This window comes from Kitasatospora sp. NPDC022856 (genome assembly GCF_055561235.1).
Map to the genome: position 1 here is coordinate 124,037 of NZ_JBVHHE010000017.1, position 25,672 is coordinate 149,708.

Annotated in this window: 23 protein-coding genes and 3 pseudogenes; 17 read left to right on the plus strand and 9 right to left on the minus strand. The window is 71.8% G+C overall.

Annotated features, from left to right (window positions below; translation table 11 throughout):
* Positions 1-130: 130 nt before the first annotated feature.
* Both ACZ34W_RS22795 and ACZ34W_RS22800 read right to left on the minus strand, forming a co-directional pair.
* Positions 131-433, minus strand: a complete 303-nt coding sequence (locus ACZ34W_RS22795; protein WP_465606561.1) for a DUF3040 domain-containing protein — start codon at positions 431-433, stop codon at positions 131-133.
* A gap of 106 nt (positions 434-539) precedes the next feature.
* Complete coding sequence (locus tag ACZ34W_RS22800) at positions 540-1,889, minus strand: glycosyltransferase (protein ID WP_465606563.1); 1,350 nt, start codon at positions 1,887-1,889, stop codon at positions 540-542.
* Between the two features lie 227 nt (positions 1,890-2,116).
* On the opposite strand from ACZ34W_RS22800, the gene ACZ34W_RS22805 reads away from it, so the two are divergent.
* Positions 2,117-4,228, plus strand: coding sequence for a glycosyltransferase family 4 protein (locus ACZ34W_RS22805; RefSeq protein ID WP_465606565.1), 2,112 nt, complete (start codon positions 2,117-2,119; stop codon positions 4,226-4,228).
* A 166-nt stretch (positions 4,229-4,394) separates the two neighbouring features.
* A pseudogene (locus ACZ34W_RS22810) lies at positions 4,395-4,553 on the plus strand (amine oxidase); the annotation flags it as partial.
* On the opposite strand, the gene ACZ34W_RS22815 reads toward ACZ34W_RS22810, so the two are convergent.
* Together ACZ34W_RS22815 and ACZ34W_RS22820 are read right to left on the minus strand one after the other, a co-directional pair.
* Positions 4,542-6,056, minus strand: coding sequence for a cryptochrome/photolyase family protein (locus ACZ34W_RS22815; protein WP_465606567.1), 1,515 nt, complete (start codon positions 6,054-6,056; stop codon positions 4,542-4,544). The pseudogene ACZ34W_RS22810 and the gene ACZ34W_RS22815 overlap by 12 nt on opposite strands.
* The gene (locus ACZ34W_RS22820; protein WP_465606569.1) at positions 6,053-6,586 is read right to left on the minus strand and encodes a DUF4383 domain-containing protein; all 534 of its coding nucleotides are present in this window, start codon (positions 6,584-6,586) and stop codon (positions 6,053-6,055) included. The genes ACZ34W_RS22815 and ACZ34W_RS22820 overlap by 4 nt, the downstream gene beginning before the upstream one ends.
* 248 nt (positions 6,587-6,834) lie before the next feature.
* On the opposite strand from ACZ34W_RS22820, the gene ACZ34W_RS22825 reads away from it, so the two are divergent.
* From ACZ34W_RS22825 to ACZ34W_RS22835, 3 genes are read left to right on the plus strand one after another with little or no spacing between them, the layout of a single operon-like run.
* Positions 6,835-7,410 carry a sigma-70 family RNA polymerase sigma factor gene (locus ACZ34W_RS22825; RefSeq protein WP_465606571.1) on the plus strand — a complete coding sequence of 192 codons (576 nt, stop codon included), beginning with the start codon at positions 6,835-6,837 and terminating at the stop codon, positions 7,408-7,410.
* A 25-nt stretch (positions 7,411-7,435) separates the two neighbouring features.
* A complete protein-coding gene (locus tag ACZ34W_RS22830) occupies positions 7,436-7,735 on the plus strand; it encodes a DUF427 domain-containing protein (protein WP_465606573.1) in 300 nt (99 codons plus the stop codon).
* Positions 7,732-7,887, plus strand: a complete 156-nt coding sequence (locus ACZ34W_RS22835; RefSeq protein ID WP_465606575.1) for a hypothetical protein — start codon at positions 7,732-7,734, stop codon at positions 7,885-7,887. Before ACZ34W_RS22830 ends, ACZ34W_RS22835 begins: the two co-directional genes overlap by 4 nt.
* 659 nt (positions 7,888-8,546) lie before the next feature.
* Here the strand turns inward: ACZ34W_RS22835 and ACZ34W_RS22840 are convergent.
* Positions 8,547-10,414 (minus strand): annotated as a pseudogene (locus ACZ34W_RS22840) (amidohydrolase).
* A 51-nt stretch (positions 10,415-10,465) separates the two neighbouring features.
* Here ACZ34W_RS22840 and ACZ34W_RS22845 point away from each other — a divergent pair.
* On the plus strand, positions 10,466-11,080 hold the full coding sequence (locus ACZ34W_RS22845) for a phosphatase PAP2 family protein (protein ID WP_465606577.1): 615 nt from the start codon (positions 10,466-10,468) through the stop codon (positions 11,078-11,080).
* A 254-nt stretch (positions 11,081-11,334) separates the two neighbouring features.
* Here the strand turns inward: ACZ34W_RS22845 and ACZ34W_RS22850 are convergent, their stop codons facing one another.
* From ACZ34W_RS22850 to ACZ34W_RS22865, 4 genes and pseudogenes are all read right to left on the minus strand, one after another.
* Positions 11,335-11,646 (minus strand): restriction endonuclease, encoded by a 312-nt coding sequence (locus ACZ34W_RS22850; RefSeq protein ID WP_465606695.1) that lies wholly within the window; start codon positions 11,644-11,646, stop codon positions 11,335-11,337.
* A pseudogene (locus ACZ34W_RS22855) lies at positions 11,606-11,922 on the minus strand (ATP-binding protein); the annotation flags it as partial. The gene ACZ34W_RS22850 and the pseudogene ACZ34W_RS22855, both read right to left, overlap by 41 nt.
* 1,313 nt (positions 11,923-13,235) lie before the next feature.
* Positions 13,236-13,862: a pyridoxamine 5'-phosphate oxidase family protein gene (locus ACZ34W_RS22860; protein WP_465606579.1), complete on the minus strand. Its 627-nt coding sequence runs from the start codon at positions 13,860-13,862 to the stop codon at positions 13,236-13,238.
* A gap of 87 nt (positions 13,863-13,949) precedes the next feature.
* Complete coding sequence (locus ACZ34W_RS22865; RefSeq protein WP_465606581.1) at positions 13,950-14,297, minus strand: ArsR/SmtB family transcription factor; 348 nt, start codon at positions 14,295-14,297, stop codon at positions 13,950-13,952.
* Between the two features lie 332 nt (positions 14,298-14,629).
* Here ACZ34W_RS22865 and ACZ34W_RS22870 point away from each other — a divergent pair, with 332 nt between their 5' ends.
* The 11 genes from ACZ34W_RS22870 to ACZ34W_RS22920 all read left to right on the plus strand — a co-directional run bounded on the left by ACZ34W_RS22870 (position 14,630) and on the right by ACZ34W_RS22920 (position 25,661).
* On the plus strand, positions 14,630-15,862 hold the full coding sequence (locus ACZ34W_RS22870) for an MFS transporter (RefSeq protein ID WP_465606583.1): 1,233 nt from the start codon (positions 14,630-14,632) through the stop codon (positions 15,860-15,862).
* A 790-nt stretch (positions 15,863-16,652) separates the two neighbouring features.
* Positions 16,653-17,420 (plus strand): thioesterase II family protein, encoded by a 768-nt coding sequence (locus ACZ34W_RS22875; protein WP_465606585.1) that lies wholly within the window; start codon positions 16,653-16,655, stop codon positions 17,418-17,420.
* On the plus strand, positions 17,417-18,415 hold the full coding sequence (locus tag ACZ34W_RS22880; protein ID WP_329485908.1) for a LuxR C-terminal-related transcriptional regulator: 999 nt from the start codon (positions 17,417-17,419) through the stop codon (positions 18,413-18,415). Before ACZ34W_RS22875 ends, ACZ34W_RS22880 begins: the two co-directional genes overlap by 4 nt.
* A 187-nt stretch (positions 18,416-18,602) precedes the next feature.
* Complete coding sequence (locus ACZ34W_RS22885; protein ID WP_465606588.1) at positions 18,603-19,469, plus strand: diiron oxygenase; 867 nt, start codon at positions 18,603-18,605, stop codon at positions 19,467-19,469.
* Positions 19,469-20,314, plus strand: a complete 846-nt coding sequence (locus ACZ34W_RS22890; RefSeq protein ID WP_329485906.1) for a class-II aminoacyl-tRNA synthetase family protein — start codon at positions 19,469-19,471, stop codon at positions 20,312-20,314. The genes ACZ34W_RS22885 and ACZ34W_RS22890 overlap by 1 nt, the downstream gene beginning before the upstream one ends.
* A gap of 169 nt (positions 20,315-20,483) precedes the next feature.
* Positions 20,484-20,732 (plus strand): phosphopantetheine-binding protein, encoded by a 249-nt coding sequence (locus ACZ34W_RS22895; RefSeq protein ID WP_329485905.1) that lies wholly within the window; start codon positions 20,484-20,486, stop codon positions 20,730-20,732.
* A 12-nt stretch (positions 20,733-20,744) separates the two neighbouring features.
* Entirely contained in the window at positions 20,745-21,572 is an 828-nt protein-coding gene (locus ACZ34W_RS22900) for a class I SAM-dependent methyltransferase (RefSeq protein WP_329485904.1), read from the plus strand.
* 58 nt (positions 21,573-21,630) lie between these two features.
* Positions 21,631-22,590: a 3-oxoacyl-[acyl-carrier-protein] synthase III C-terminal domain-containing protein gene (locus tag ACZ34W_RS22905; protein ID WP_465606591.1), complete on the plus strand. Its 960-nt coding sequence runs from the start codon at positions 21,631-21,633 to the stop codon at positions 22,588-22,590.
* Positions 22,587-23,954 (plus strand): preATP grasp domain-containing protein, encoded by a 1,368-nt coding sequence (locus ACZ34W_RS22910; protein ID WP_465606593.1) that lies wholly within the window; start codon positions 22,587-22,589, stop codon positions 23,952-23,954. The genes ACZ34W_RS22905 and ACZ34W_RS22910 overlap by 4 nt, the downstream gene beginning before the upstream one ends.
* Positions 23,951-25,225, plus strand: coding sequence for a type III PLP-dependent enzyme (locus ACZ34W_RS22915; protein WP_329485901.1), 1,275 nt, complete (start codon positions 23,951-23,953; stop codon positions 25,223-25,225). The genes ACZ34W_RS22910 and ACZ34W_RS22915 overlap by 4 nt, the downstream gene beginning before the upstream one ends.
* 181 nt (positions 25,226-25,406) lie before the next feature.
* The gene (locus tag ACZ34W_RS22920) at positions 25,407-25,661 is read left to right on the plus strand and encodes an acyl carrier protein (RefSeq protein ID WP_465606596.1); all 255 of its coding nucleotides are present in this window, start codon (positions 25,407-25,409) and stop codon (positions 25,659-25,661) included.
* The last annotated feature ends 11 nt before the right edge of the window (positions 25,662-25,672 follow it).

The following is a 25,672-nucleotide window of genomic DNA, read 5'->3' on the forward strand; positions in this document are numbered from 1 at the left end:
ATGCTCGAATCGGTCTTGGGCTTTCAGCCTGAGAGCAGGCTCGTTGGTCCGGTAGTCGCATCGTTGGTGCATCGTCCGCCCTCCCGCCGTCCGGCCCGGCGCGATCCCTTCCTGCGAGCAGCCGGCGCCATCAGCCGGCGCGCAGTAGTGCCAGGCGCCGGAAGACGAGCGGGAGCACGGGCGCGGACCCGCCCGCGCCGGCTTCGGCAACGGGTGTGGTGGCAGCACCCGAGCCCGCCAACAGCGCGCAGGCGGCAGTCGGGGCGGCCAGGGCCGAGGCTGCGGCGGCCAGGAAACGGGGCCGGTGCCACAGGCGCGTCCGCAGACCCGGGGGAACTGCGAGCAGACGCTCCAGCGCCGGATCCTCCCGCCGGAGGTGGGACTCGATGCCGTCGAGCAGCCGCTGCTCGCGGCCGGTCAGGGGAGTGCGCATGGTGCGGCCACCTTTGGTTCGCCGGTTGCGATACAGCATCCGTTCGCTGCGGCGTGGCGCCGGTCGCAGCGTTTGCGTGAACCGACTTGGTGGCGTGCCGAAGGCGTCAGGGGCGGGTCGGCATGGACTGCAGGAGTTCTCGGGCGGCCCAGGCGGGGCCGCGTGGGTGCGGGCGGGCGGGTAGGGCCTCGGTGGGTTGTGGTGGTGCGGCGAGGAAGGCGGCGACGGCGTGGCCGGCGGCGTCCGGGGTGAGGGTGTTGGGGTCCAGGCAGCGGCCGGCTCCGGCGCGTTCGGCGTCGTGGGCGATGGCGAACTGGTCGCTGGAGAACGGCAGGACCAGAGCGGGCACGCCGGCGTGCAGGCACTCCGTGAAGGAGTTGTTGCCGCCGTGGTGGACCATGGCGGAGGCGTGCGGGAGCAGTTCCTGTTGCGGGATCACCGGGGCGACGTGCAGCCGTTCCGGGTCGGCGTCGCGCAGTGCCGGGTCGGCCGCGACGGCGGCGACGCGGTTCCCGGCGGCCATGATCACCGAGGCCGGGGTGTGCCGGAGGATCCCGGCCGCGGCGGTGGTCAGGACGTCGTCGCGGGCGGACAGGAACGTGCCGAGGGCCAGCAGTACCAGCGGGCGCCCGTCCGTCGTCAACCGGGCGAGCACGGCCTGCCAGTGCTCGTCCAGCGGGTCCGGGCCGGCGTCGGACAGCAGGTGCCCGGCGTACAGGGCCCGGGGGCCGGCCGGGGCTGACGGCAGCCACGGCAGACTCGGGTAGTTGAAGACGACGGCGTGCGGCGAGCACAGGGTGAACGCCCGCTCGGGCGCAGGTCGGCCCGGCGCCTGGCGGCGGACGACCGCCTGGAACGCGGCGGTGAACGCGGTGTCGTTCGCCGCCGCCGCGTCGCGCAGTCGCGCGAGGTCGGCGGCGGCCGGACGCACGGTGTCCGGCCAGGCGTGGGGGAGCCCGAAGAAGGCGTCGGGGGAGGCCGGCAGGTAGCTGGGGTGACCGGGGCAGAAGGTGGCGTAGGGCAGGTCGAGGCAGTGCAGGGCGAGGGTCGCGGAGTAGGAGAGCTGATCGACGAGGTACCAGTCCGGGCGCAGGCGCCGGTCGAGGTCGGCGAGGCCGCGCAGGACGTCCTCGGGGTCGGGAAGCATGTCGGCGCGGCGGTGGCGGGCCTGGACGAGGAGGGTCGCGGTCGGGCCGTGGTGGGTGGCGTCGAGGAAGTCGCGCAGGCGAGCGGCCTCGGCCCGGCCCTGCCGGGTCGCTTCGGCGACGCCGGTGTTGGCGTTGCGGGTAACTGCCAGTTCGGCGAACCCGAGGCCGGCGCGGGTCGCGAGGTCGGCGAACGCGGGGGTGCAGGCGAAGTCGACGCGGGCGCCGTACCGCTTCAGCGCGGAGCCGAGCGCGGCCAGCGGCCGGGCGTGGGAGTGGAAGGGCGGGCTGATCACGACGACGCGGGCCATGCTGTCCTCCTTCGGGGTGTCGCCGCGCGAGCGGCCTTCGATGATGCCGGGAGCCCGGTGCCACGTCCGGGCGACCGGTGCTGCCCCGGGCGGAAGCTCGTGCCACCGATGCCGTCGATACCGGCCCGGACAGGGTACGTGGCGCCGGTCGCGGCCTGGGCCCAAACCGTTGCGCGGCCCGGCTCCGAAGGCGCCGTCGACCGGACAGCGGCACGGGAGGAAACGCGATGACCCACCACCTGACACCGGCCTTGGCAGCACCTCCGCGAAGCGGGCTCGCCGGCGCCGGGGCACTTGCCGCTTGGCGCAGGTGCCACTGGGCCGAGGACCTCAGCGCGGTACCCGGCCGCGACCTGCTCAGCCGACTGGCCCGGGCCGAGTACGGCGGGTCCTGCGGCCGCTCGGACGCGGCGCTGTCCGTCGCCGACCGGCGAACGGCGTGGCTTCGCCGGCTCGTCCGGCGCGAGAGCACGGTTCCGGCGTGGATCCTGGCCGCCGCCGGGGCGGCGCCGGATCTCCAGGTGTGGGAGCGGACCGCCCTCGCGGAAGCCTGGGAACGCAGCGCCCGCCTCGACGCAGGGGCGAGCGCCACCGCCGAGATCCGCCGCCGGCTGCTCGCCGATCCCGGCCCGGCGGAGACCGGATTCCTGCTGGACGTGGCGGACGCGAACGGGCTGCGACCGCTCTCATCCGTGGAAGCCCTCCAGCACCGGGCCCCCGGCCGCAGGGCGGCTCACGCGCTGTGGCGCTACCTGTCGGGGGTGCCCGGCGGCCACCGCCTGCTGCCTGACCCCGGTGAGGGCAGGGACGGCTACGAGCGGCTCCTGCTCGCCGCCTGCGCTGGGCGGGCCGACCCCGCGGACCCGTCCGGCCGGCGGTTCAGGGCGGCGTTCGCGGTCCTGGAAGAGCCCCCGCCGGGATCCCTGGTCGTCGCGCAATCGATGCTGCTGGGCCGACTGGAGGAACCCGGCGCCGGACTCAGCGGCGGCATGAGCGTGCTCCTCACCGGGCTGGGCCCGTCCCTGACCGCACAGAACAGCGTCGCCCGGGTTCTCACCCTCACCACGGCCCGGCCCACGGAAGCCGACCGCTGCGACCTGGCCCAGCCATCGGGCCGATCCCATCTGCTGGTCCGGCTGCCCGTCGACTCGCCGCAGCCGCTGGATCCGCACACCGCCGTCGAGCACCAGGCGGCACTGGCCTGGTGGACCGCCCGGATCTTCGAACTCCCGGGCTACCGCCCGGACATCACGCACGTCAGATTCGCCGACGACGCCTCACTCGCCGTCGCCCGCACCGCCCGCCGCCGCGGCGCGAAACTCGCGTTCACCGTCACCCCCGACCCCCACCGCACGATCGACGAACGGCACGCCGGCCTGCCACCGGAGCACACTGGCGACGCGGCCCGCGCGCTGCGCCTGGACCTGCACCGGGTCTTCGTCGCCGACTGTCTCGTGGCGCGCGCCGACCTGCTGGTGGCCATGCCCGCGGCACCAGGAGGGCAGGAGCTCGCGGCGCACTTCCCCCAGCTGGCGGAGCGCCCGGTGCACATCCAGCCCGAGGGCATCGCCCCCTTTCATCCCGCCGCGGCCGACGGCGACACGGCACACGGCCTGCTGGCCCGCCTGTACGGCGGCGCGAGTGCGAGCGGCCTTGAAGCCGAGGACCGTGAACTGCCGCTTCTGCTCTGTGTTGGACGGCTCCACCCCGTCAAGCAGCAGGAGCACCTGGTGAAAGCCTGGGTCCTCGCGGGCCTGCACCACCGCACCACGCTGCTGCTGGTCGGAGGATCCCCCACGTTCCCGACCCCGGACGAAGCGGCGGTCCGCGCCCGGCTCGCTCAGCACCTGGCGACCGATCCCGTCGCCGAGCGGCGCGCCGCCCTGTGGCCCGCGCTGCCCAACCGGCAGGTGCGGCTGCTGGAGAGGGCGCTGGCGCAACGCGGGCCAGGAACCGTCCTGTATGTATGCCCCAGCGCCAAGGAGGAGTTCGGCCTGGCTGTACTGGAAGCCATGGAGGCGGGCCTTCCGGTGGCCGCCCCGCAGCGCGGCGGGGCCTCCCACTACCTGCACGACGGCGTCAACGGTCGACTGCTGGCCACCCAATCGGTCGAGCGGCTCGCCGACGGCCTGCGCTCCCTGGTCTCCACCCCCGCGCCGGAACTGGCGGCGATGGCAGAAGCCGGAGCCGCGACGGTGCGCGAGCGGTTGAGCATCGACGCCATGGCCGCGTCCCTGGCCTACGCCTACCGGACCACGTGCGGCGCCAGCCGCCCCGCGGACCAGCCGCAGCGTGCGGAGGGAAAGAGCGGCGAGCGCGATGTCACGGGACGTAGTTGAGGTGATTCCACCTGGTCGGAGCGGCATGGCGCGCGGCACCCTCTGCCTGCCGCAGGACGGCGTGGGGGCCGTCCCGGAGCAGCCCCGGCCGCCAGGCTGCCGACGGGGCAACTGTTGCTCGGCGTGGGAGCCGCCGGCCACCGGATCGCCGAGACGCTCTCGGCGGCTGCGGCCCCCACGGTCGCTCAGCCGTGGCACGCGCTTCGCGCCGGGCCGCCACGTGTGCGGGGACCACCGGGCGACGCCCTCGGTCCAGGGCGCGCCGGCGTGGGGGAGGCGGGCGGCCCGGGAAGTGGCGGCGGACCTGGCCGCCTCACGGCGGTGACTGGCCGCGGATGTGTTCGGCGGCCAGGACTTCGGACAGGCCGGTCAGCCGGTGCAGGCCGGCGGCGGCCCGGGCGGTGCGGTGGTTGGCGGCGAGGAGGTCCTGGTGGCGGTGGACGAAGGCCCAGTAGCCGGTGGTGAAAGGGCAGGCGCGGTCGCCGAGGCGTTCGGTGGGCTGGTAGCGGCAGGGGCGGCAGTGGTTGCCCATGCGGTTCAGGTAGGCGCCGCCGGCCGCGTAGGGCTTGGTGGTGATCAGGCCGCCGTCGGCGAACTGGGACATGCCGACCACGTTGGCGGTCATCACCCAGTCGTAGCCGTCCACGAAGCAGCGGTGGAACCAGTCGGTCAACTCCCGTGGGTCCCAGCCGTGCTGGAGGGCCCAGTTGCCGAGCACCATGAGCCGGGGGATGTGGTGGACCCAGCCGTGGTCGCGGACCTCGGTGAGGACGTGGGACAGGCAGCGGGCGGTGACGGCATCGGCGTCCAGGTCGCGGAACCAGCTGGGAAGAGGTTCGTGGTGGCGGAGGCGGTTGGCGTCTCGGTATCCCTCGCCGAGGTGCCAGTAGAGCTGCCAGACGTACTCGCGCCAGCCGACGATCTGTCGTACGAAGCCCTCGGCACTGTTGAGCGGTACCCGGCCCGCCCGGTACGCGTTCTCGGCGGCACGCGCGCATTCGCGGGCGTCGAGCAGGCCGAGGTTGAGCGGGACGGACAGGGCGCTGTGGGCCAGCCACGGGTCGGCGAGGAGCATGGCATCCTCGTAGCGGCCGAAGTCGGCCAGGCGGTGGGCGACGAAGTGCGCGAGCGCCCGCTCGGCCTCCGGCCGGGTCGCGGCGAAGCGGCGCGGGCCGTCCCGGCCGACGAAGGCGACCTCCCCGGCGCGCTCCCAACGGTCCAGATCGGCCCGGACCTCCTCGTCGATGCCGTCCTCCTCGGGCTCGAACGGGGCCGGCAGCGGCAGGGCGGTAGCTCCCCTCGGCGGCGGTTCGCGGTTGTCCCGGTCGAGGTTCCAGCGGCCGCCGACCGGGCTGCCGTCCGGTTCAAGCAGCAGGTGCTCGGCGCGGCGCACCCGGTGGTAGAAGTCCTCCATGAGCAGCCGCCGCTCGCCGGGTTCGCCGGCCCAGCGGCGGAAGTCGGCGAAGGGGACCAGGAAGCCGCGTGGCGGCAGCACCCTGACCTGGTCGAGGTCGCGCACCAGGCCGAGGGCAGCACGCGAGGTCGGGTGGCAGACGGTGGTCCGGCGACCGCCTACGGCCTTCGCCAGGCCCTCGCGGTAGGTGTCGGCCCGGACGTAGCGCACCCGGTCGCCGAGCGCCTCGGCGGCGTGGCGCATCGCCGACAGGACCAGATGCGCCTTGGCCCGGTGGAACCGCCGCCGGCGAAGCACCGAGCGGGCCTCGATCATGACCACCGGCGCGTCCGGGTCCGGGCCGCCCTCGCCCGGGGCGAGAAAGTGCGGCCCGAGCTGGTCGCCGAACAGCCAGTGCGGGCACGGGCCGCTCACACCGGCCGCCCGGGGAGTACCGACGGCCGGGAGCCGCCGGGGAGGGCCGGCGCACTGTCCCGGTCGGCGGGTCGGGGGTGGCGCTGGCGCCAGTAAGGGTTGTCGAGGGGCAGCTTGCCGCTGACGCGGCCGTACATGCCGAAGGTGGCGATCACCAGGCCCATGGCGAAGCTGAAGAGCACGTTCTGGATGCGGAAGGCCAGGATGTTGGCGGGCGAGTCCAGCAGGACGAGGTTGACGAAGCCGCTGAGGACGAACAGCGCGCCGACGGTGATGTTGACCGTGGAGGCCGCGTTGCCGCCGATCAGCGCGCCGGCGATCAGTACCACGGCCGTCACCAGCGAGACCAGGCTGAGCAGGCCGTTGCTGGACAGGCCGGCGATCCGCTCGCCGCTGGTGCTGAAGAACGCCAGACCGTTCGTGAGCCCGAGGCAGCCGAAGACCAGTAGCGCCGCTCCGCACAGGCCGGCGCCCGCGCGGTAGATCTGCGAGAGGTGATTGTCGACCGGAAGTTCGTCGTGCAGCTTCATGGTCCGCTCCCGTTCCGAGTGAGTCCATGGCCGCCGTGCGGCCCGTGGCGAGCATTGGCCGCGGTAAGCTCCCGCCCCACTCGCACCGAAGGCGCAGCGTTTCACGGGATGTGCGGCGGAGTGCGCTGCACAAACGCTGCGACTGGGCTTTCCGGGGCGAATCGCTGCACCGTGACGGTGTGAAGACGCCAACGAGGACCGAGTGCGGCAAACGTTCCGTCGTTCGCCGCAGCCCGACGGCCGAGGAAATGCCCCAGCTCGTGGGCCGGGTCGCCCGGGGCGACGAGGCGGCCTTCGAGTTGCTGCACAGCGTGATCGCCGGGCCGGTTTACGGGGTCGTGCTACGGACCCTGCACAGCCCGGCGCACGCCGAGGAGGTGGCCCAGGAAGTCCTGCTGGAGGTGTGGCGCACCGCTGCCGCGTATCGGCCGGAGCGTGGCGCGGTCATGACCTGGGTGCTGGTCTGCGCGCACCGCCGGGCCGTTGACCGGGTGCGGGCCGTCCAGGCGTCCGCCGAGCGCGACCGGCGGGTCGGGCTCCGGGAGACCTGCCCCGGTGACCCCCCGGAGGAGCAGGCGCTGCGATCGCTCGAACGCCGACGGGTCCGGTCCGCGCTCCGGCAGCTGAGCGCGGCGCAACGCGAGGCCGTGGTGCTGGCCTACTACGGCGGGTACACGCAACGTGAGATCGCGCACCGGACCGGCGTGCCGCTGGGCACCGTCAAGACCCGCGTCCGCGACGGGCTCCTTCGGCTGCGCGCCGCGATCACGCCCGACGCCGACTCGGCTGGGCTGCTCCCCGCACCGGACCGCACGGCGGCGTGATGACCGGCGGTCCGGCCTCGAACCGGTGCGTGACCACCCGCACCCACCGGCCGTCCACTCTGCTCGCCGGACGCGGATCGAGGTGCGGTTCGCCGGGGTGCTGATCGCCTCCGCGGCCGAGGCGGCGCGTGTGCTGGAGACGAGCCACCCGCCGGTGCACTACCCCCCGGATGACGTTGTCACCGAGTTCCTCACGTCCCGGGACGGTGTCAGCGTGTGCGAGTGGAAGGGGCGGGCCCGCTCCTGGGACGCGCGGGTCGGGCAGCGCACAGCGGCGCGGGCGGCCTGGGGCTGTTCCCATCCGAAGCCCGTCCACGAGGAGTGAGCGGCCGTCTGGCGTCCTACCCCGGAGTGGTGGACCTGTGCACGGTTCACGGCGAGACGGTGCGCGCCAAGGATGGCCGCTTCTACGGCGGGTGGATCACCGACGCGCTCACCGGCCCGTTCGAACGGCCACCGGGTTCGGCCGGGCCGTGAGCACCCCGGCGGTACGGCCGGCCGCCGCCCGCAGCGGAGCGCAAAACGGTGCGATTGGGCACGACAAGTGGACAGGACGACCATTGAGCTCTGGACCCAGCGGCGCACCCGCCGCTGCCGACCGCCGCTTCGGCGGCACCCGAAAGTACAGCTCCCGTTACCCATGGAGAACCAGCCGGTCGGCGGCGTGTGGGTTCGTAGGGCGGCGGCTCGGATGAGGCGGCCGCGGTGGCGGGCGGCAGTGTCGCGGACGAGCTGGGCGAAGCGTTCGCGGCCGGCGCGCTGGTGCCGAGGTCTTCGTCGTCGGCTTCGCCGTACTCGCTGTGCAGGAGCCAGCAGGCGTGCCAGGGTGAAGCTCTCCCTCCGCAGCCAGCGGCGAAGCTGCCGGCGGGTACGTCGACCAGGGCCGCGCCCTCGTGTCCGCTGAGCGTGGTGCGAAGCGGCTTGCGGCCGTGAGAAGGCCTGCCGGGCGGCTGACCAGCCCTGAGCGAGAGGAACTCCCCCGGCTGCGTCGCCAGAACCTCGGGCAGCAGAGACCATCGAGATCTGTCACGTGGGTGGTCCATTCACGGCTCCCGCCGGGCAACGCCGTGCGCCGCCAAGCGGCAAGGGCTCGGCGGCGCACGATGGTTCGACCGGTCAGGCCGGAAGCGGGCGATTCAGAGGAAACAGGGGTCGTCGAGTGCGGGGCCGCCGCCCTGTCCGGGCACCCAGTGGCCGCGGGCCGCGCGCCAGGCGCGCTGCTCGTCGGAGTCGGCCGCCGCCTCGGCCAGCCGCTCGGCCTGCCGGACACCGGACAGGCTCGGCGCCGGGGTGGCCTGGTAGCCGCCGAAGCGTGCCACCGGGCTCCACAGCGGGACCACGGCCGGCAGCTCGGGGGCGAGGCCCTCGTGCTCCTGGACGCCGTACACGATACGGCCGCCGACTACGGTGAGCACCGACTCGATGTGCGGGATGTCCGCCTCGGGGACGGTGAGGTAGTCCGCGCTGAGCACCGTGAGGTCGGCGTAACAGCCCACCCGAAGACGGCCCTTGACCTCCTCCTCACCGGTGAGCCGGGCGCCGCCGAGGGTGTACAGCTCCAGTGCCTCCTCGCGGCTCAGCCGGTTGGCGGCCGGGCGGACCGCGCGTCCACTGACGGCCCGTCCGGAGACCAGCCAGTGCAGGGCCACCCGTGGGTTGTAGGAGGAGACCCGGGTGGCGTCGGTGCCGGCGGCCACCGTCAGGCCGCGTTCCAGCATCGCCCGCACCGGCGGGGCGTCGGCGGCCGCGGCCGCGCCGTAGCGCCGGACGAACGCCTCGCCCTGGAAGGACATCCGGTTCTGCACCGAGACGGCGCCGCCGAGCGCCGCGATCCGCTCCAGGCTCGCGGCGGAGACCGTCTCGGCGTGGTCGAAGAGCCACCGGTTCCCACCGGGGAACAGGCCCTCGGCGGCCAGCCGCTCGAAGACCGCCAGATCGCGGCGGATCGTCTCGTCGTAGCTCGCGTGCAGCGGGAAGCCCCAGTCGTGCTCCATCAGCAGCCGCACCGCTTGCTCGAACCCGGCCTAGTACGGGCCGAGTTCGGGGCGCGGCTCGGAGAAGTTCTCGAAGTCGGCGGCCGCCCAGGTGAGGTTCTCCCCGGCTCCGTTGAGTCGCAGCCACTCGTCCCCGTCGCCGGGTCGGACGGTCTCCACCCAGCGCCGCAGGGCGTCCAGCTCCTGCCCGGCGGCCTGCGGGAAGAGGTGGTAGGCGATCCGGAGCGTCAGCTGGCCGTTCTTCGCCAACTCCGTGACGGTGCCGTAGTTCTCCGGGAAGCTCTGGAAGCCGCCCGCCGCGTCGATGGCGGAGGTGAGCCCGAAGCGGTTGAGCTCGCGCAGGAAGTGCCGGGTGGAGGCGGCCTTGTCGGCCTCGTCCAGGGTCGGAGCCTTGGCCAGCGTGGAGTACAGCAGCAGGGCGCCCGGTGCGGCCAGCAGCATGCCGGTCGGCTCGCCGTCGTGAGCGCGCACGATCTGCCCGCCGACCGGGTCGGGGGTGTTCCGGGTGAAGCCCGCGGCCCGCAGTGCCGCCCGGTTGAGCAGCGCCGACTGGTACAGGTGCAGCACGAACACCGGGGTGTCGGGGGCGGCGGCGTTGAGTTCGGCGAGGGTGGGCAGTCGACGCTCGGCGAACTGGTCGGCGGACCAGCCACCCACCACCCGGACCCACTGGCCCGGCGGGGTGCGCTCGGCCTGGGCGCGCAGCATGGCCAGCGCCTGGCGCAGCGTGGGCACGCCGTCCCAGCGCAGTTCCAGCACGTAGTTGAGGCCGCCCCGGATGACGTGCAGGTGCGAGTCGTTGAGGCCGGGGACGGCGCGCCGGCCCAGCGCGTCGACCACGCGGGTGTGCGGGCCGACCTGCGGCAGGACGTCGGCGTCGTCGCCGACGGCGGTGATCAGTCCGGCGCGGATCGCGACCGCGCTCGCCCGGGGCGCAAGGGGTCGCCGGTGTACACCTTGGCGTTGCGTACGACCAGGTCTGCGGTGTGCTCAGGGGAGCGGCCGGTCAGCCGCCGATGAAGGTCAGCAGTTCTCTGTTGACCTCGGTGGCGTGCGTCCAGATGAAGACCGTGCGGGGCCCCTTCGAGCACCACCAGGCGGGCGCCCGCGATGGCCTTCGAGAGTGGGACGGCGGTCGAGCGCAGCGGCAGGGTGCGGTCGGCGTCGCCGTGGATGATCAGGACGGGGACGTCGATCTTCGGCAGGTCCGCACGGAAGTCGGTGAGCCAGGTCGGGACGCAGTCCGCGGTCGCCTTGGCGGAGGCCGAAACGCCGACGTTCCAGCTGTACTGACCGACTTGGTCGCTCACCCGGTCGCCGCCGAGCACGTCCACGTGGTACAAGCCGGCGACGAAGGCGGGGCGGTCGGCGCGGATGGCGCCCCGGATCTTCTCGAAGACGATGTCGCCGACCCTGCCCGGGGTGTCATCGGCTTTCAGCAGGAACGGCGGCAGCACGCCGAGCATCACGGCCCTGGAGACGCGCTCCGAGCCGTCGCCTTCGCCGCCGTCATCGGCGCCACCCGCGTCTACCTCGGCGTCCACTGGCCGCCGGACGTCCTCGGCGGCTGGCTCCTCGCCACCGCCTGGCTGCTCCTGGGCTCCGCGCTCCTCCGGACACCGGAGCGTCCGATGCCCGAGGGAGCGCCGACGGACGAAGCGACGACATTGCTGTAGACATCCTCAGTGACGGCGCCTTGTCGAGGTGGAGACGCCGTCCGGCGCCACCGGTGGCCGGGCGATAGCCGACTCTCTGATGAGTTGCTCCGATTCGGGGAGGGCGCACTCCTCCCTGTCGATCACGGCACAGAGCCGCGTCTGTCGGAAGTCGGGATCGCCGGCGGGTCCGCAGGGCACCGCCTGAACACGAGTGGTGCCTTCGAGACTCGGATCGGCTGTCCGTCACACCTGGCCGGGCCACCGCGGCGTGGTCACCGAACGGTGGTGACTACCATGTCGGAGCGAACAGCGCTTCTAGGCGCGACGCTTGGGGGAACCGGGCCGGGGATGACGTCGAGATTAAGGTGCTCCTTGAAAAGGTGGACCAGGTTGGCTCCGTCGAGGAGCTCAAGTCGGCCGTGGTCCTGGGCGAACGCCTGGCTGGCTCTGCCGAACCACGAGGTGGTGACCAGGATGCCCTTCGCTGCCCGCTTGTGCTCGACGACGCCCGCCAGGGCCGAGACGGTCTCGAAGGGCACCACGTTACGGCTGCGCTTCGCCTGGATGACGCACAGCCCCTTCATCACCGGGTCGCTCCCGCTCAGCCTGCTTGGCACGGGCCTCCGCGGCCTTGCCTGCGGTTGTGTACCGGCTCCCCCAACGGTGGGCCAGTTGCGCCACCATGAACAGGCCGCGGCCGCCTTCGTCGGTCACCAGGGCCCGCCAAGATGTGGCTGGGTCTGGCTGGGGTCGGAGATTTCGCACGTCAGCAGATGCGACTTGATGAGGCGTAGCCCCACCGGTCCGCCCGCGTAGCGGATTGCGTTGGTGACGAGTTCGCTGACGATGAGTTGGGTGTTGAAGATCAGGTGGTCTAGCGCGAACAGCACCACCGCCAGCGCCAAACCGGGCAACGTAAGGGCGAACGCCATGACCCTCGACCCGTGACCCCCAGTTGCACGACGCTCCCCGCATCGTGTTCCGACCGACAAACGGCCCGCACCTGAACGGTAGTTCCCGGACGGGCGACGCGCAGGCCGGCAACCCCGCGTCAGCGGGCCGACAGGGCCGGGGCGCCGCCTGCGGTGATGTCGTTCCAGCGGCGGTGGCAGGCGGCGGCGCGGTGCTGATGGCGGGGGCGCCAGCGTGACCAGTGCAGGACGAGTTTCAGGTCGCGTCGCACGCGTGCGGGGGGCCGGCAGTTCGTTCGTAGGTGCGCCTTCGGTTGGCAGCCTAGCCGCCTTTCAGGGCCTGGCCTCGTTCACCTTTGCCACCAGCGGACCTTTTTCGGCTTTACAGGCTCAGTGACCCTGAAGAGGTCAGCGAACCCCTGGGTTCCGCGGCTCTGTTCGGCTGCCATGAAATCACTTAGTGTCTCTTTGGTTCGCGAAACGTACTGCGAGTCTGCCCCAGGCACAATGCGCGGAATGAGAGCCTCCATTGGGGCAACTAAAGGTTGGTATTGATCGCACGGGAATGCGATGACTTCCAAGGCGACTCCCGCCATGCCTCGCCCTAGGTGATATGCGCAAAATCGTTCCGAAGGAAGCATCAGGCAAAGCAGTCTCTCAACATTGAAGGCATTCCCTCGGGTGCGATCATCGATTCCCTTCCACTCATTCAAGCCATACTGATTCCATGTCGATTCAATGGCGCGACTAAGTGACTTGGAATCAACTAACGCAAGCTTCGGGGTATAGGGGCAGCGCGCCTCATTGTCTCGATCTATGATGAGCCCTGGGGATATGACGTCGAACTCTCCCCATTCTGGATATGACACTTTCCCTCCCCTCTGGCGAGTAGGGATGGGTTTGCATTCTTCGTGTCAGAATATTTAGATCTCTGGATCACATGGGCGTCGGCCGGTCTTCAGATAGACGACCTAACTTAAGTCTGCGTCGGATGTTGGCTTGTGTCGACCAGCGACGGCTTATGTCGACCAGCGACGCCGTGCCCGGGCGCGTCATTGGTCGAGCAGGCCACACGAGGTGAACCTGGCGCATCTCCTCCAAGCCCGATGCCCCGCCGCCGCCAAGCCCAGCCAGATCCTCGCCGAACACTGAGCCCCCACCGCGACCAGGCACAGGCCCTCAGGTCATGCGGACCGAGGTCGGAAAGGGGCCGCTGGCAGCCCGGCGACCCGCTTCCCAATGGCAGCGAGCTTGCTGCCGGTCTACCCGGCCCGCTGCTCCAGTTGCGTCCGCAGTAGGCGGTTCTCCTCCTCCAATGCGGCCAGCCGCTTCTGCAACTGGTCGAGGTGGGGCCGGAGTTCGGCCTCGGAGAAGCGCGGGGTGATGTGCTGGGGGCAGTTCCAGTTGAAGCCCTCGACGTGGATGGTCATCAGGCGTTCCACCCGGCCCCCGGTCCGGGTGGCGAGCAGGCGCCGGTCGAGCTCCGGATTCTCCTCCAGGTCCTGCACCGAGGCCCGGCCGAAGAGCTTCAGCCGGGCCTGGCGGGCGTAGTCCATGAAGAACAGCGCCACCCGGCCGTCCGCGCGGATGTTGCCGGTGCTGATGTACTGGCGATTGCCGCGCACCTCGGCGAAGGCGATCGTCCGCTCGTCGACGACCTGGGCGAAGCCGGGCGGGCCGCCGCGGAACTGGACGTACGGCCACCCGGTCTCGCTGACGCTGGCCAGGTAGAACCCGTCGCGGGACTGGATGAAGTCGGCCTCGGCGTCCGTCAGCTCCTCGGGCTCGTCGCCGTGCGCGAGCTGGCGGATGGCCGACAACTCGCTTCCCTGTTCCCTCTGGACCAGGCGCACCTCGTCGGTGTACGCCAGGTGGGCGTAGCGGCCCATGCTGTGCTCCTTCTCGCCGGTGGGGCGGTTGGGTGGACGCGATGGCGCGGCGGTGCGGTGGCGGTCCGGATCACCGGGCCCGCCGGGTCAGCCGGTCGGGACGGCCGGTGGGGCGGTCGCCGGGGCGGCCGTGAGGATCGAGGTCAGGAGTCCGGGGAAACGGGCTTCGAGGTCGTCCCGGCGCAGCCGGCTGAGCCGACTGTTGCCGGCCAGCCTGGTCGCCACGACACCGGCCTCGCGCAGGGTGCGCAGGTGGTGCGAGACGGTCGAGCGCTTGACGGGCAGGTCCAGCGACGTGCACGACTCCTCGGCGGAGGCGTCGAGCGCCCGGAGGATCTGCAGGCGCACCGGATCGGCCAGCGCCTGGAGCACGGTGCTGATGTCCACCGCCGCAAGGTCGGGCTGTGGCAGCCAGGTCTCCTCGATCGCGTGCATCCGCTCCACCCTGCTCGTCGGTGCGGCCGTGCACCGGTGCCGACGATACCCATCCGCCCGGGCCGCTCGGCCGGAGGCTCTCCGTGCTTCGATAGTAGTCGTCTTGTCCGATGTACATCGACCTTTCTGCGTCTTTCGGCCGCCGCGGGGGAGTTGCGGGGGACCGGCGTCGCCGCGGGGTCGTCGGCCGTCGAAGGCTTCAACGGAACTTCTCCGACGGGCATTTGGCCGGAACCCGACGGTCGGCCGCGCTGTCGGCACCAGTGGGGGAGGCCCCTGCCGTTACGATGCCGGTCGTAACAGACGCCGATCATCGAACCGGGAGTCGCACCGTGACCGTCCCCGCCGGCGCGTCCCCGGCGGCCCCCTGGGGACCCGCCGCGATGCTCCTGGCCCTTGGTACCTTCGCCGTGGGCACCGACGCCTTCGTCATCGCGGGCCTGCTCCCCGACATCGCCGGCTCACTGCACGTCGATGTCGCCGCGGCGGGCCAGCTGGTCAGTGTCTTCGCCCTCGCCTACGCGGTGCTCTCCCCGGTCCTGGCGGCGCTGACCGGCACCTGGTCACGGCGTACCGTGCTGGTCACGGCGCTGCTGGTGTTCGGGGTGGGCAACGTGGTGACGGCGGTCGCCCCCGGCTACGGGCTGGTGCTCGCCTCGCGGGTGATCGCGGCGGCCGGTGCGGCGATGTTCACCCCGAACGCGGGCGCCACGGCGGCGGCGCTCGCCGGTGAGCGCCACCGCGGCCGGGCGATCGCCATCGTGACCGTGGGCCTGACCGCCTCGCTCGCCCTCGGCGCGCCGCTGGGCACCGCTCTCGGCGACGCGATCGGCTGGCGGGCGACGATGTGGTTCGTCACCGCCCTGGCGGTCCCGGTCGCCGCCGTGATCGCGTTGCGCCTGCCCGAGATCAGGCTCGGCACCGCGGCCGGGCTGCGCCGGCGCCTGTCCCCGCTCACCGATCGGCGGGTGGCCGGCGTGCTCGCCTGCACCCTGCTGGCCTTCGTCGGCGTCTACCTCCCCTACACGTACATCAGCTCCGTCTTCGCGCCGGCCGTCGGGGGACACGGCGGTCGGGTGTCGCTGCTGCTGCTGGTCTTCGGGGTGGCCGGCACCGCCGGGAACCTGATGGCCGGGCACCTCGCCGACCGGTACGGGCCGCGCAAGGTGGTGATCACCGCGACCCTGGGGCTGGCGGCCGTCTTCCTGGCGATGCTGGAAGCCCGGGGCTCGTTCGCGGCCGCGCTGGTGTCGGTGGCGTTCTGCGGGGTGGCCTCCTGGTCGCTGACCGCGCCGCAGCAGCAGCGGATCATCGCGCTCGCCCCGGCGGGCTCCGAGTCCCTCGTCGTCTCGCTCAACGCGGCCGTGCTGTACCTGGCGGTCTCGCTGTCCAGCGTCCTCGGGGCGATCGGCCTGAAGGCCTTCGGATCCGCCGGGCACCTGCTCCCGGTCGGAGCGGCCTTCGCCGTGTCGGCGGCCGGCCTCGCCTGGACCTCGGGCCGGGCGGACGGCCGCACGGCGCCCGCCGAGCCCCCTGCCGCGCCGGTGTCCTCGGCCTCGGAGTGAGGCCGCCGAGGCAGCGGCGGGACGCCGCCGCTGCCCGGCGCCGCCGCTGCCCGGCGCCGCCGCTGCCCGGCGCCGCCGCTGCCCGGCGCCGCCGCTGCCCGGCGCCGCCGCTGCCCGGCGCTGCCGCTGCCGCCGCTGCCGCCGCTGACGACAGTGCCGACAGGGCCGACCGGCGGAGCCTCCTCGACGGCGTCGAATCGGCCTCCTTTGCGACCTCGTCACCGAAGAAGTACGCGGGCTTGACGCCGAAGAAGGCCGTGAGGGCCTCCGGGTGGTGCAGGGACGGACTTTCGCGGGGCCGTTCCGCGGATAGGCGATGTGCACCGTCGAGATATCTCTGTCATAGAGGTGAATGGCCTTCGCCACCGCTTCGTTGCGGTACGGACCGCGATCCCGGGGGCGGGCGGTCGCGAAAGAGGTGGTCGAGGCGCCTCCCGGGTGCGTCCGGGCAGGATGGCGCGTGTTCCTTCAGGGCTTTCCAATCCTCACCAGCAGTCCCACGGGGAACACGTCGCACACGGACTCTGATTGGTTGACATGAAAGTGGCGCAAGGTAAGCTGACGTCCTGGCAACTGCTGTGGCCGCGAACCGTGTTGCGGCCCTCACCACGGAGAACGCGAGTTGCCGCCGTCGACTCCGCCCCGACGGCGATCACGGCCCGAGGAAAGCGCCGCACCTGCCTTCTGCCGACTCTCCTCACCGAAGAACTTCCACGCCTGCGTCAATCATTTGCGTCTCCGCTGCCCAGTGATCGGATAGGACGGGACAACTGGGATGGAAGAACAAGGCTTGACCAATAACACGGGATGGATCCAGATATTCGACCCCGCACCGAAGGCCGGACTGCGCCTGGTCTGTTGCCCGCACGCCGGGGCCTCGGCGGGCACCTACCGCCGGCTCTCGGCCGCCCTTCCCGGCGACGTCGAGGCGCTGTCGGTCCAGTACCCCGGGCGGCGCGGCGGGTCCGGGGAGCGCGGGATCGACGACATCGGCGCGCTGGCCGACCGGATCGGCGCCGAACTGCACGGCTTCGACGACCTGCCGTTGGCCGTGCTGGGCCACAGCATGGGCTCGGTCGTCGCCTTCGAGGTGACCCGCCGGCTGGAGGCGGCCGGGCGGGCGCCGGTGCGGCTGTTCGTCTCGGGCCGCCGCTCGCCGTCCGCCGGGCTCGGCCTGAACATCCCCCGGGGCGACGACGAGGTCCTGGACGAACTCCGGGAGCTGGGCGGGATCCCGGCGAGGCTGCTGGACCGCCCGAAGTACCGCGAGTCGATCCTGACCGTCATCCGCAACGACTACCGGGCCAACTCCCGTTACACCGCCCGGCCCGACACCACCGTGACCTGTCCGGTCACCTTCCTGTTCGCGGACGCCGACCCGTATCTCGACCCGGCGGCGGCGCTCGGCTGGAAGGGCCACACCACAGCGGAGTTCCGGCTCGCCTCCTTCCCCGGTGGCCACTTCTTCCTCGATCAGCAGTTGGCCGCGGTGGTCGCGACGATCACCGCGGATCTGGGTGTCGGATCCACCGGACGAGCGGACGGAGACAGAGCGTGAAGCGGGGACTGTGCTCGATCGACGAGGAGCTGGCGGTCCGGGTCTACGAGCGGCTGCTGGTGGCCAAGGGGGTGACCCTCCCGGAGCTCGCCACCGACCTGGGAATCACGGCCGAGCGGGCGGAACAGGCGCTCTCCGCCCTGCGCTGCCTGAAGCTCGTCAGGTACTGCCAGGAGCAGGGGCGCTTCGTGGCGCGCAGCCCCGAGATCGCCCAACTGGAACTGCTCATGCCGCTGGAGCAGGCGATCCGCGAGAAGCGCCGTGAACTGACGGACTTCCAGGACACGCTGGGCTCGTTCGCCGACACCTACAGCAGCCTCCAGCGCACCCGGCTGCGGAGGGAGCCGGTGCTCAGCGGGCTGGACCGGGAGCAGACCGGGTTGCGGATGGCGGACGCCCTGCGCGACCGCCCGTCCGAGATCCTCGTCATGGAGCCGTTCGCCCCGGTCCAGGGGCAGGACTCGCACGTGCTGGGCCTGTCGGCGCTGCCGCCCGGGGTCCCGATTCAGGTCCTGTACCCGCACACCGCCCGCAGCAGCCTGGCCTCACGCGGCAGCCTGCGGACGCTGGCCGAGGCGAGCGCGCGGGTCCGCACCTCGACCCAGGCCTTCGAGCGCCTGGTCATCGTGGGTGGCGAGGTGGCCTTCCTGGCCGACCCCGGGGGCGACGACGCGGGCGTCACCGTCGTCTACGAGCAGGCCATCGTCGCCCGGCTGGTGCGCTCCTACGAGCACGCCTGGGCGTCCGGGACGGACATCGACTCGAACGTGGTCAGGTACGGCGAGACCCTGGACGAGGTCCGCTGCGCCATCCTGGAACTGCTCGCCTCGGGGCTCAAGGACGAGGTGGTGGCCCGGCGCATCGGCATGTCCTCGCGGACCTTCCGCCGTCACCTCGCCACCATCATGGACGAGTTGAACGCCGAGAGCCGGTTCCAGGCGGGCGCGGCCGCCGTCCAGGCCGGACTCCTGCCGGTCCGGGGCGCCGCCGGCTGACCGGCCCGGTGCCGTCGGTCCCGGCGGGCGTCGCCGCTTCGATATGGCCGTATGTGGCCACACCACATCAGGTCATTGCGGCGCCCGCCGGGACTTCCCTACCTTCGAAGAGTGCCGGAAAACGGCACGGCATTGGAGCCGCCGGTCACCACGAGGCGGCCGGGGAAACTCGGAGGTCAACGCCAGCATGGTCAGCAAACTGATCGACCAGGACGGCCGGTTCCTGGAAATACTCGACCGTCTGACCACGAAGTCGATCGATGACTACTACAACCCCTACAAACTCTTCGAGTGGCCGGACAGCCTGCCCGAGGAGATGTGGTGGATGAGCCCCGAACTCACCACCACCCACGGTACCGAGGCCGCCCGGCGGCTCACCGAAAAGGAGCTCCACGCACTGTCGCGGTACGAGAGCATCAACTTCTACAGCCTCAATGTGCACGGAATCCGGGAACTTCTCATCGAGGTCACCAAGCGGATTCACACCACCGGCTTCGAGACGCCCTCGGACTTCTTCCACCACTTCATCGGTGAGGAGAACGAGCACATGTGGTTCTTCGCCGAGTTCTGCCTGCGCTACGGCAGGAAGATCTACCGGCAGCCGGCCGGTGCGAACGTCGAGATCCCCCGCTCGAACGTGGAGAGCCTGCTGGTCTTCGCCCGGATCCTGATCTTCGAGGAACTGGTGGACCACTTCAACTCCCGGATGGCGCTGGACGACCGCCTGCACGAGACGATCCGCGGGATCAACCGGATCCACCACCAGGACGAGTCGCGGCACATCGCCTTCGGCCGTGAACTGGTCACCGCGCTGGCCGCCGACGTCCGGCAGACCTCCACCGAGGAGGAGATGCGGGACATCGCCGGCTACATCCGGCGCTACATGACCTACAGCTTCGAGACGCTCTACAGCCCGCAGGTGTACCGGGACGCGGGCATCGAGGACCCGCACGGCCTGCGCCGGCAGCTCCTCGAATCCCCGCAGCGCGCCGAGTTCGAGCAGAGCGTCTACCGCAAGACCGCCAAGTACCTCGAGAGGACGGGGCTCATCTGATGGCCGGCACCGCCCCCCGAACCACCGGCCCCGCCGGCGGACTGGTCATCCTCGACCCGGACCAGACCGACCTGCTCCTCGAACTCGACCGGACGTTCGCCGGCTGGGGCCGCTCCGCCGGAGCCCGCGAGATCCTCCCGCCGCCGCTGTACCCGGTGTCGGACCTGGAGAAGTTCGACGTCTACGTCAACTTCCCGCACCTCGCCCTCGTCGGTGCCGGACTCGACCTGGAGAGCGGCGAGAACAAGCCCGTCGACGGCCGGTTCGCGCCCGCCGCACTGCGCGGCGCACAGGTCGGCCTGCCCCACGCGACCTGCTACAGCGCCTTCCTGTACTACGAGAACTCCGTCGTGGCGGCGGACGCGCTGATCACCCTGGTCAACCGCTGCTTCCGCAACGAGGAGCGGTACGAGGGCCTGCGGCGGCTGCTCAGCTTCCAGATGCGCGAGGTCGTCGCACTCGGCTCGTACGAGCACACGCAGCAGGTCCTCGGGTCCTTCGCCGAGCGGATCGCCGCGTTCGCCGACGCGCTGTCCCTGCGGCTGGAGAAGGTGCCCGCCTTCGACCCGTTCTTCCGGGCCGACGGCGCCCGAGCCCTGCTCCAGAAGCTCAGCCCGGTCAAGTACGAGTTCCAGGTCGGCGACCTGGCCGTCTCCTCCGTCAACACGCACCGCAACTTCTTCGGCGAGCGCTGCGACATCCGCGGGCCGGAGAACGAGTTCGTCTTCACCAGCTGCGTGGCGTTCGGCCTGGAGCGGTGGCTCTCCGTCCTGGTCGACCTGCACCACGGCGACGCGGTCGAGGCCCTGGACGCGGTGCGGACCGCGGTCCGGCAGCTCGCCTGAGCCGCGGAGCCTCCGCGTAGATCCCGCACCGGGCCGCGTAGATCCCGCACCGGCCCGAGCGCATCCGGCACGGGCTGCGTGGAGTGCGTACGTCCCGACGCATCCAGCACGGCCCGAGCATGCCCGGATCGCCCTATCCCCCTATCGCCCCAACACCCGAGGAGTGGCAATGGCTTCGGCAGGAATCGACCAGGTCCGCGAGTGGATCCTGGCCAGGCACCCGGACCGGGAATCCATCGAGCCCGACGAGAACCTCATCGAGAGCCGCCTCGTCGACTCGCTCTCCTTCGTGGAGCTGGTCTACACGATCGAGAGCGCCAGCGGCGTCGAGATCGACTTCGACAGCATCGACATGCAGGACCTCCAGACCCTCTCGTCGATCGAGAAGGCCTTCTTCACCCCGGCCCGACTCCCGTAGGAGGCCATCCCCATGGAAGCTGTCTCGTACACGGCCCAGTGGACCGCCGCGGCCCGCGCCGTCGAGTCCGAGCGCCCCGGTGACGCCATGTTCCAGGACAGGTTCGCGCGCGATCTCGCGGCCCCGCGCGGCTTCGAGCTCCTCGACAAGTACGGCGGCGGCGGCCTGATCCCGTTCATCGCCATCCGCACCAAGTACCTCGACGACAGCATCGAGGCGCTGCTGGCGGACAGCGGCATCCGGCAGGTGGTCCTGGTCGCCGCCGGGATGGACACCCGGGCGTTCCGGCTGGCCTGGCCGCCCGGCAGCACGGTGTACGAGGTCGACCACGGCGGCCTCATCGACGAGAAGCGTGCCCGGCTGGCCGCGCTCGGGGCGGAGCCCACGGTGGAGCGCCGCGAGGTGTCGGCCGACCTCGCCACGGAGTGGCTGCCCGCGCTGCACCGCGCCGGCTTCGACCCGGAACTGCCCACGCTCTGGGTCGCCGAAGGGCTGATGTTCTTCCTCACCGAGGAGCAGGCCTCCCACCTGCTCGGCGTACTCGGCTCGGTCTCGGCCCCCGGCAGCCGGCTGGCCGTCGACTTCGCCAGCCGGGCGCTGCTGCGCAGCCCCTTCTCCAGGGCATTCCTGGCCGGCCTGCGCGAGGACGGCACGCCCTGGCTCTTCGGCACCGACGAGCCGGAGGAGTTCCTGGCCGGTACCGGCTGGAAGGTCCGCGAGCTGCGCGAGCCCGGCGAGCCCGGCGCGGGCCAGGGGCGCTGGCCGTACGAGGTGCAGCCCCGCGACCGCCGGGGCGTGGCGCGCAGCTGGCTGGTCCGCGCCGAGTTCGCCGGCCGCTGAGGAGCGGGCGGATGAGGAGGGAGCGGAGGAGGAGCGGGCGGATGAGGGGAGTACCCGGATGGGTGGCGTGACCACACTGGAGAGGATCGAGTCGTTCCTCCCCGAACGGAGCGTGCGGATCGACGACCTCGCCGAGAGCCTGGGGCTGCGCCGCGCCGAAGTGGGGGTGTTCCGGAAGATCTACGGCCTCGACCGGCTGCGGTTCGATCCCGGCACCGGCCTCTTCGACCTGGTGCTTCCCGCGGCCCGCCGTGCCCTGGCGGCGCTTCCCGCAGGACGGCGGGTCGACTACGTCATCTACGCGCACACCGTGCAGACGCTCGCCCCGCCGCACATCGACGCCGCCCGGGTCATCCGGGCGAAGCTGGGGCTGCACGACGCCGAGGCCTTCGCCCTCACCCAGCAGGCGTGTGTCAGCAGCCTCGGCGCCATCGACCTGGCCGGCGAGCTGCTGCGGGCCGAGGCGCCCGAGGGCGCGTACGCGCTGATGGTCACGGGGGAGCGGGCGTACTCCCCGAAGGTCCAGCTGATCCCGAACAGCGCGGTGATGGCGGACGCGGCCTCCGCCTGCCTGCTGACCGTCGGCGGCCCCGGCGACGAGGTGCGCTCGTACCTGACCCGCACCCTCGGCGCCTACGCGGCGGGCCTGGAGATGACCCCGCAGGAGATCAGCGCCTTCGGCCAGGACTACGCCACCGTGCTCGGCGAGGTGATCGAGGAGTCCGTCCGCCGGGCCGGCCTGAGCTTCGACGAGATCGACCTGGTCATCCCGCACAACGTCAACGCCGTCTCCTGGCGCCACACCATCCAGCGGATGGGCGCCGACCCGGACCGCTTCTTCCTGGACAACATCCCGCTCTACAGCCACTGCTTCGCCTCGGACGTGTTCCTCAACTACACCACCCTGCGCGAGCGGGGCCGGCTGGTCGACGGCGGCCACTACGTCCTGGTCTCGGTCGGCCTGGGCGCCACCTTCGGCGCCATGGTCATCACCCACCGAGAGGGAGGCACCCCATGACCGGCACCGCCTACACGGCGGACCTCAAGGAGGCGCTGACCGGCGACCGCGAAGCGCGGTTCGTCTGGCTCTGCAACTTCGAGGTGGAGAACCAGTGGGCGCGCGGCCACACCGGGCTCCCGGCGGCGCGGATCACCACCACCGCCGCGACCGTGCAGCGGATGGAGGAGCTCGGCGCCCTGCTCGCCGAGCCGACCGACCACCTGCTGCTCGACCGCCCGCTCGATCCCGGCTACCGCGCGTACGCGGAGAAGACCGGGCTCGGCGCGCCCACCGAACTGATCACCCGGGCACCGGCCGGCGAGGACGGCACCAGCGGGGCCGTCCTCGACTCCCCGGAGCTGCTGGACCGGCTGCGGGTGCTCGCGGGCGGCGGCGCCTACCTGATGCCGATGGGCAACTCCCCCCTGGAGCAGGAGATCTGCCGGCGGACCGGGCTGCGCCCCGCGGTGCCCGGTCCGGAGACCTCGGCGCGGGTCAACAGCAAGATCTACAGCCGCCGGCTGACCGAGGAGCTCGGCCTGCGGGCGATCCCCGGCTTCACCTGCGAGACGGTGGGCGAGCTCCACCGGGCGCTCGACGACTCGCTGGGCGACGGCGGGCCGGTGATCGTCAAGGACGCCTACGGCGTCTCCGGCAAGGGCCTGATCGTGCTCGACAGCCGCAAGAAGGCCGACCGGCTGCTGCGCATGGTCGACCGCCGCGCGCGGAGCAACGGGGACGACGCGATCCACGTCGTCGTCGAGCGGTTCCTGCCCAAGCGGTTCGATCTCAACTACCAGTTCACCATCGCCCGGGACGGGCGGGTGAGGTTCGACTTCGCGAAGGAGGCCCTGACCTCCGGCGGCGTCCACCTCGGGCACGTCATGCCCGCCGCGCTCTCGCCCGTCCAGCACGAGGGCCTCGTCGCCGCCGCCGAGCGGCTGGGTGCCCGGCTCTTCGAGGACGGCTTCTTCGGCGTGGTCGGCGTGGACGCGCTGCTCGGGCGGGACGATCTGGTGTACCCCGTCCTGGAGATCAACGCCCGTCTGAACATGTCCAGTTACCAGGGGCAGGTCACCGAGCGCTTCCTCGCCCCGGGCGGGGCCGCGCTGGCGAAGCACTACCCACTGCGGATCTCCGCCCCGGTCTCCTTCGACGAGGTGGCCCACGCCCTCGGGGACCTCGCCCGGCCGCCCGTCGACGGCACCGGGCTGGTCGTCACCTGTTTCGGCACGGTCAACGCGCAGGCCGGCACCTCCCTCCCGTTCGACGGCCGGCTCTACACCCTGCTCTTCGCCGCCGACCGGCACGGCCTCGGCGACCTCGACCGCCGGACCACCGAGGCGCTCCACCGTCTCGGCACCACCGAAAGGACGCCATGAACACCAGCGAACTGAGGGTGCAGGGGGTACCGGTCTCGCGGATCGCCGAGCAGTTCGGCACCCCGCTGTTCGTCTACGACGCCGAGGTGCTGCGCACCGTCTACCAGTCGCTGCGCGAGGGGCTCCACCCCGCGGTGGACGTCTTCCTCTCGCTCAAGGCCAACCCCAACGTCGCCGTCTGCGGCTACCTCGGCTCGCTCGGCGCCGGCGCCGAGATCTCCTCCCTGGTCGAGCTGATGACCGTCCAGCGGGCCGGCATCGCGCCGGAGAACGTGATCTTCCTGGGGCCGGGCAAGACCCGCGCCGAGCTGGAGGCGTGCGTCGCGGCGAACCTGCACGCCATCGTCTGCGAGTCCCTGGACGAGCTGCGCCTCCTGGAGGAGATCGCCGAACAGGCGGGGCGGGCGGAGGTGCCGGTCCTGCTCCGGGTCAACCCCGACTTCCACACCAAGGGCTCGGGCCTCGCCATGAGCGGCAAGCCGCGCCAGTTCGGAATCGACGCGGAACTGCTGCGCCGTTCCCGCCCGGTGATCGACGCACTGCGCCGGGTCCGGGTCCGCGGCTTCCACGCCTACATGGGCACCCGGTTCCTGAACGCCGACGACCTGGTGCACAACACCCGGCAGATCCTGGTGATCGCCGAGGAGCTGTCGCAGACGCTCGGCATCCCGCTGGAGACCGTCGACTTCGGCGGCGGCTTCGGCGTCGCCTACTTCGACAACGAGAAGGACCTCGACCTGGGGGCCGTCCTCGCCGGCATCAACGAGGTCGTCGAGCCCTTCGTCCGGGCGCACCCCGGTTGCCGGCTGATCAACGAGCTCGGCCGCTACCTGACCGCGCACGCCGGTACGTACGTGGTGCGCGCGCTGTACGTGAAGGAGTCCCTCGGCGAACGCTTCGTGGTCGCCGACGGCGGCACCAACCACCACATGGCGGCGGTCGGCGTCGGCAGCTTCGTCAAGCGCAACTTCCCGATCCGCTCGCTGACCAGGTACCGGGACGAGCCCAGCGACACGTACACCGTCACCGGGCCGCTCTGCACGCCCAACGACGTCATCGGCAAGAAGGTCGCCCTGCCGCCGGTCGAGGCCGGCGACCTGCTGGGCGTCGAGCGCTCCGGCGCCTACGGGCCGACCGCCTCCCCCGGGCTCTTCCTCAGCCACGGATTCCCCGCCGAGGTCCTGGTCCACAACGGTGCCGCGCACCTGGTCCGGGAGCGGGACCGCCGCGAGGAGATCCTCGCCAAGCAGCACCTCGTCGACTTCGACTGACCGGTCGGCGGCCGTTCCCGGCAGCCCCGGCAGCCCCGGCAGCCCCGGCAGCCGCGAAGTCCCCGACCGCGCGACCGTGACAGAGCCACCGCCAGCCCCGACAACCCCGACAGCCCTACAGCCCTGACAGCCCAGCCAAGCCCAGCCCCGACAGCCCCGGCACAGAGGAGTGAACCGGAACATGGAACGTCAGAACGTGGTGTCCGCGGTGGAGGCCGCTCTCAGCGAGGTCCTGGAGCGGGCCGTCACCGGTATCACCGAGGACGCCCGGCTCTTCGAGGACCTGCACCTGGACTCCACCTCCGTCCTGGAACTGCTGATGGTCCTGGAGGACACGGTCGAGATCTCGGTGGACCCGGAAGCCCTGGACATGGACGACTTCACGTCGGTGGGCACCCTCACCGACTACGTCCTGGCCCAGGCCGACGGGGCATGAGGGAGACCGCG

Bases quoted from the DNA above. Each gene is read 5' to 3' on its own strand.
- ACZ34W_RS22905 (WP_465606591.1), top strand. From the start codon at position 21,631: ATGGGTGGCGTGACCACACTGGAGAGGATCGAGTCGTTCCTCCCCGAA.
- ACZ34W_RS22895 (WP_329485905.1), top strand. From the start codon at position 20,484: ATGGCTTCGGCAGGAATCGACCAGGTCCGCGAGTGGATCCTGGCCAGG.
- ACZ34W_RS22915 (WP_329485901.1), top strand. From the start codon at position 23,951: ATGAACACCAGCGAACTGAGGGTGCAGGGGGTACCGGTCTCGCGGATC.
- ACZ34W_RS22860 (WP_465606579.1), bottom strand. From the start codon at position 13,862: ATGGGCCGCTACGCCCACCTGGCGTACACCGACGAGGTGCGCCTGGTC.
- ACZ34W_RS22865 (WP_465606581.1), bottom strand. From the start codon at position 14,297: ATGCACGCGATCGAGGAGACCTGGCTGCCACAGCCCGACCTTGCGGCG.
- ACZ34W_RS22890 (WP_329485906.1), top strand. From the start codon at position 19,469: ATGGCCGGCACCGCCCCCCGAACCACCGGCCCCGCCGGCGGACTGGTC.
- ACZ34W_RS22820 (WP_465606569.1), bottom strand. From the start codon at position 6,586: ATGAAGCTGCACGACGAACTTCCGGTCGACAATCACCTCTCGCAGATC.
- ACZ34W_RS22900 (WP_329485904.1), top strand. From the start codon at position 20,745: ATGGAAGCTGTCTCGTACACGGCCCAGTGGACCGCCGCGGCCCGCGCC.
- ACZ34W_RS22800 (WP_465606563.1), bottom strand. From the start codon at position 1,889: ATGGCCCGCGTCGTCGTGATCAGCCCGCCCTTCCACTCCCACGCCCGG.
- ACZ34W_RS22795 (WP_465606561.1), bottom strand. From the start codon at position 433: ATGCGCACTCCCCTGACCGGCCGCGAGCAGCGGCTGCTCGACGGCATC.
- ACZ34W_RS22850 (WP_465606695.1), bottom strand. From the start codon at position 11,646: ATGAAGGGGCTGTGCGTCATCCAGGCGAAGCGCAGCCGTAACGTGGTG.
- ACZ34W_RS22920 (WP_465606596.1), top strand. From the start codon at position 25,407: ATGGAACGTCAGAACGTGGTGTCCGCGGTGGAGGCCGCTCTCAGCGAG.
- ACZ34W_RS22825 (WP_465606571.1), top strand. From the start codon at position 6,835: ATGCCCCAGCTCGTGGGCCGGGTCGCCCGGGGCGACGAGGCGGCCTTC.
- ACZ34W_RS22845 (WP_465606577.1), top strand. From the start codon at position 10,466: ATGAAGACCGTGCGGGGCCCCTTCGAGCACCACCAGGCGGGCGCCCGC.
- ACZ34W_RS22805 (WP_465606565.1), top strand. From the start codon at position 2,117: ATGACCCACCACCTGACACCGGCCTTGGCAGCACCTCCGCGAAGCGGG.
- ACZ34W_RS22910 (WP_465606593.1), top strand. From the start codon at position 22,587: ATGACCGGCACCGCCTACACGGCGGACCTCAAGGAGGCGCTGACCGGC.
- ACZ34W_RS22885 (WP_465606588.1), top strand. From the start codon at position 18,603: ATGGTCAGCAAACTGATCGACCAGGACGGCCGGTTCCTGGAAATACTC.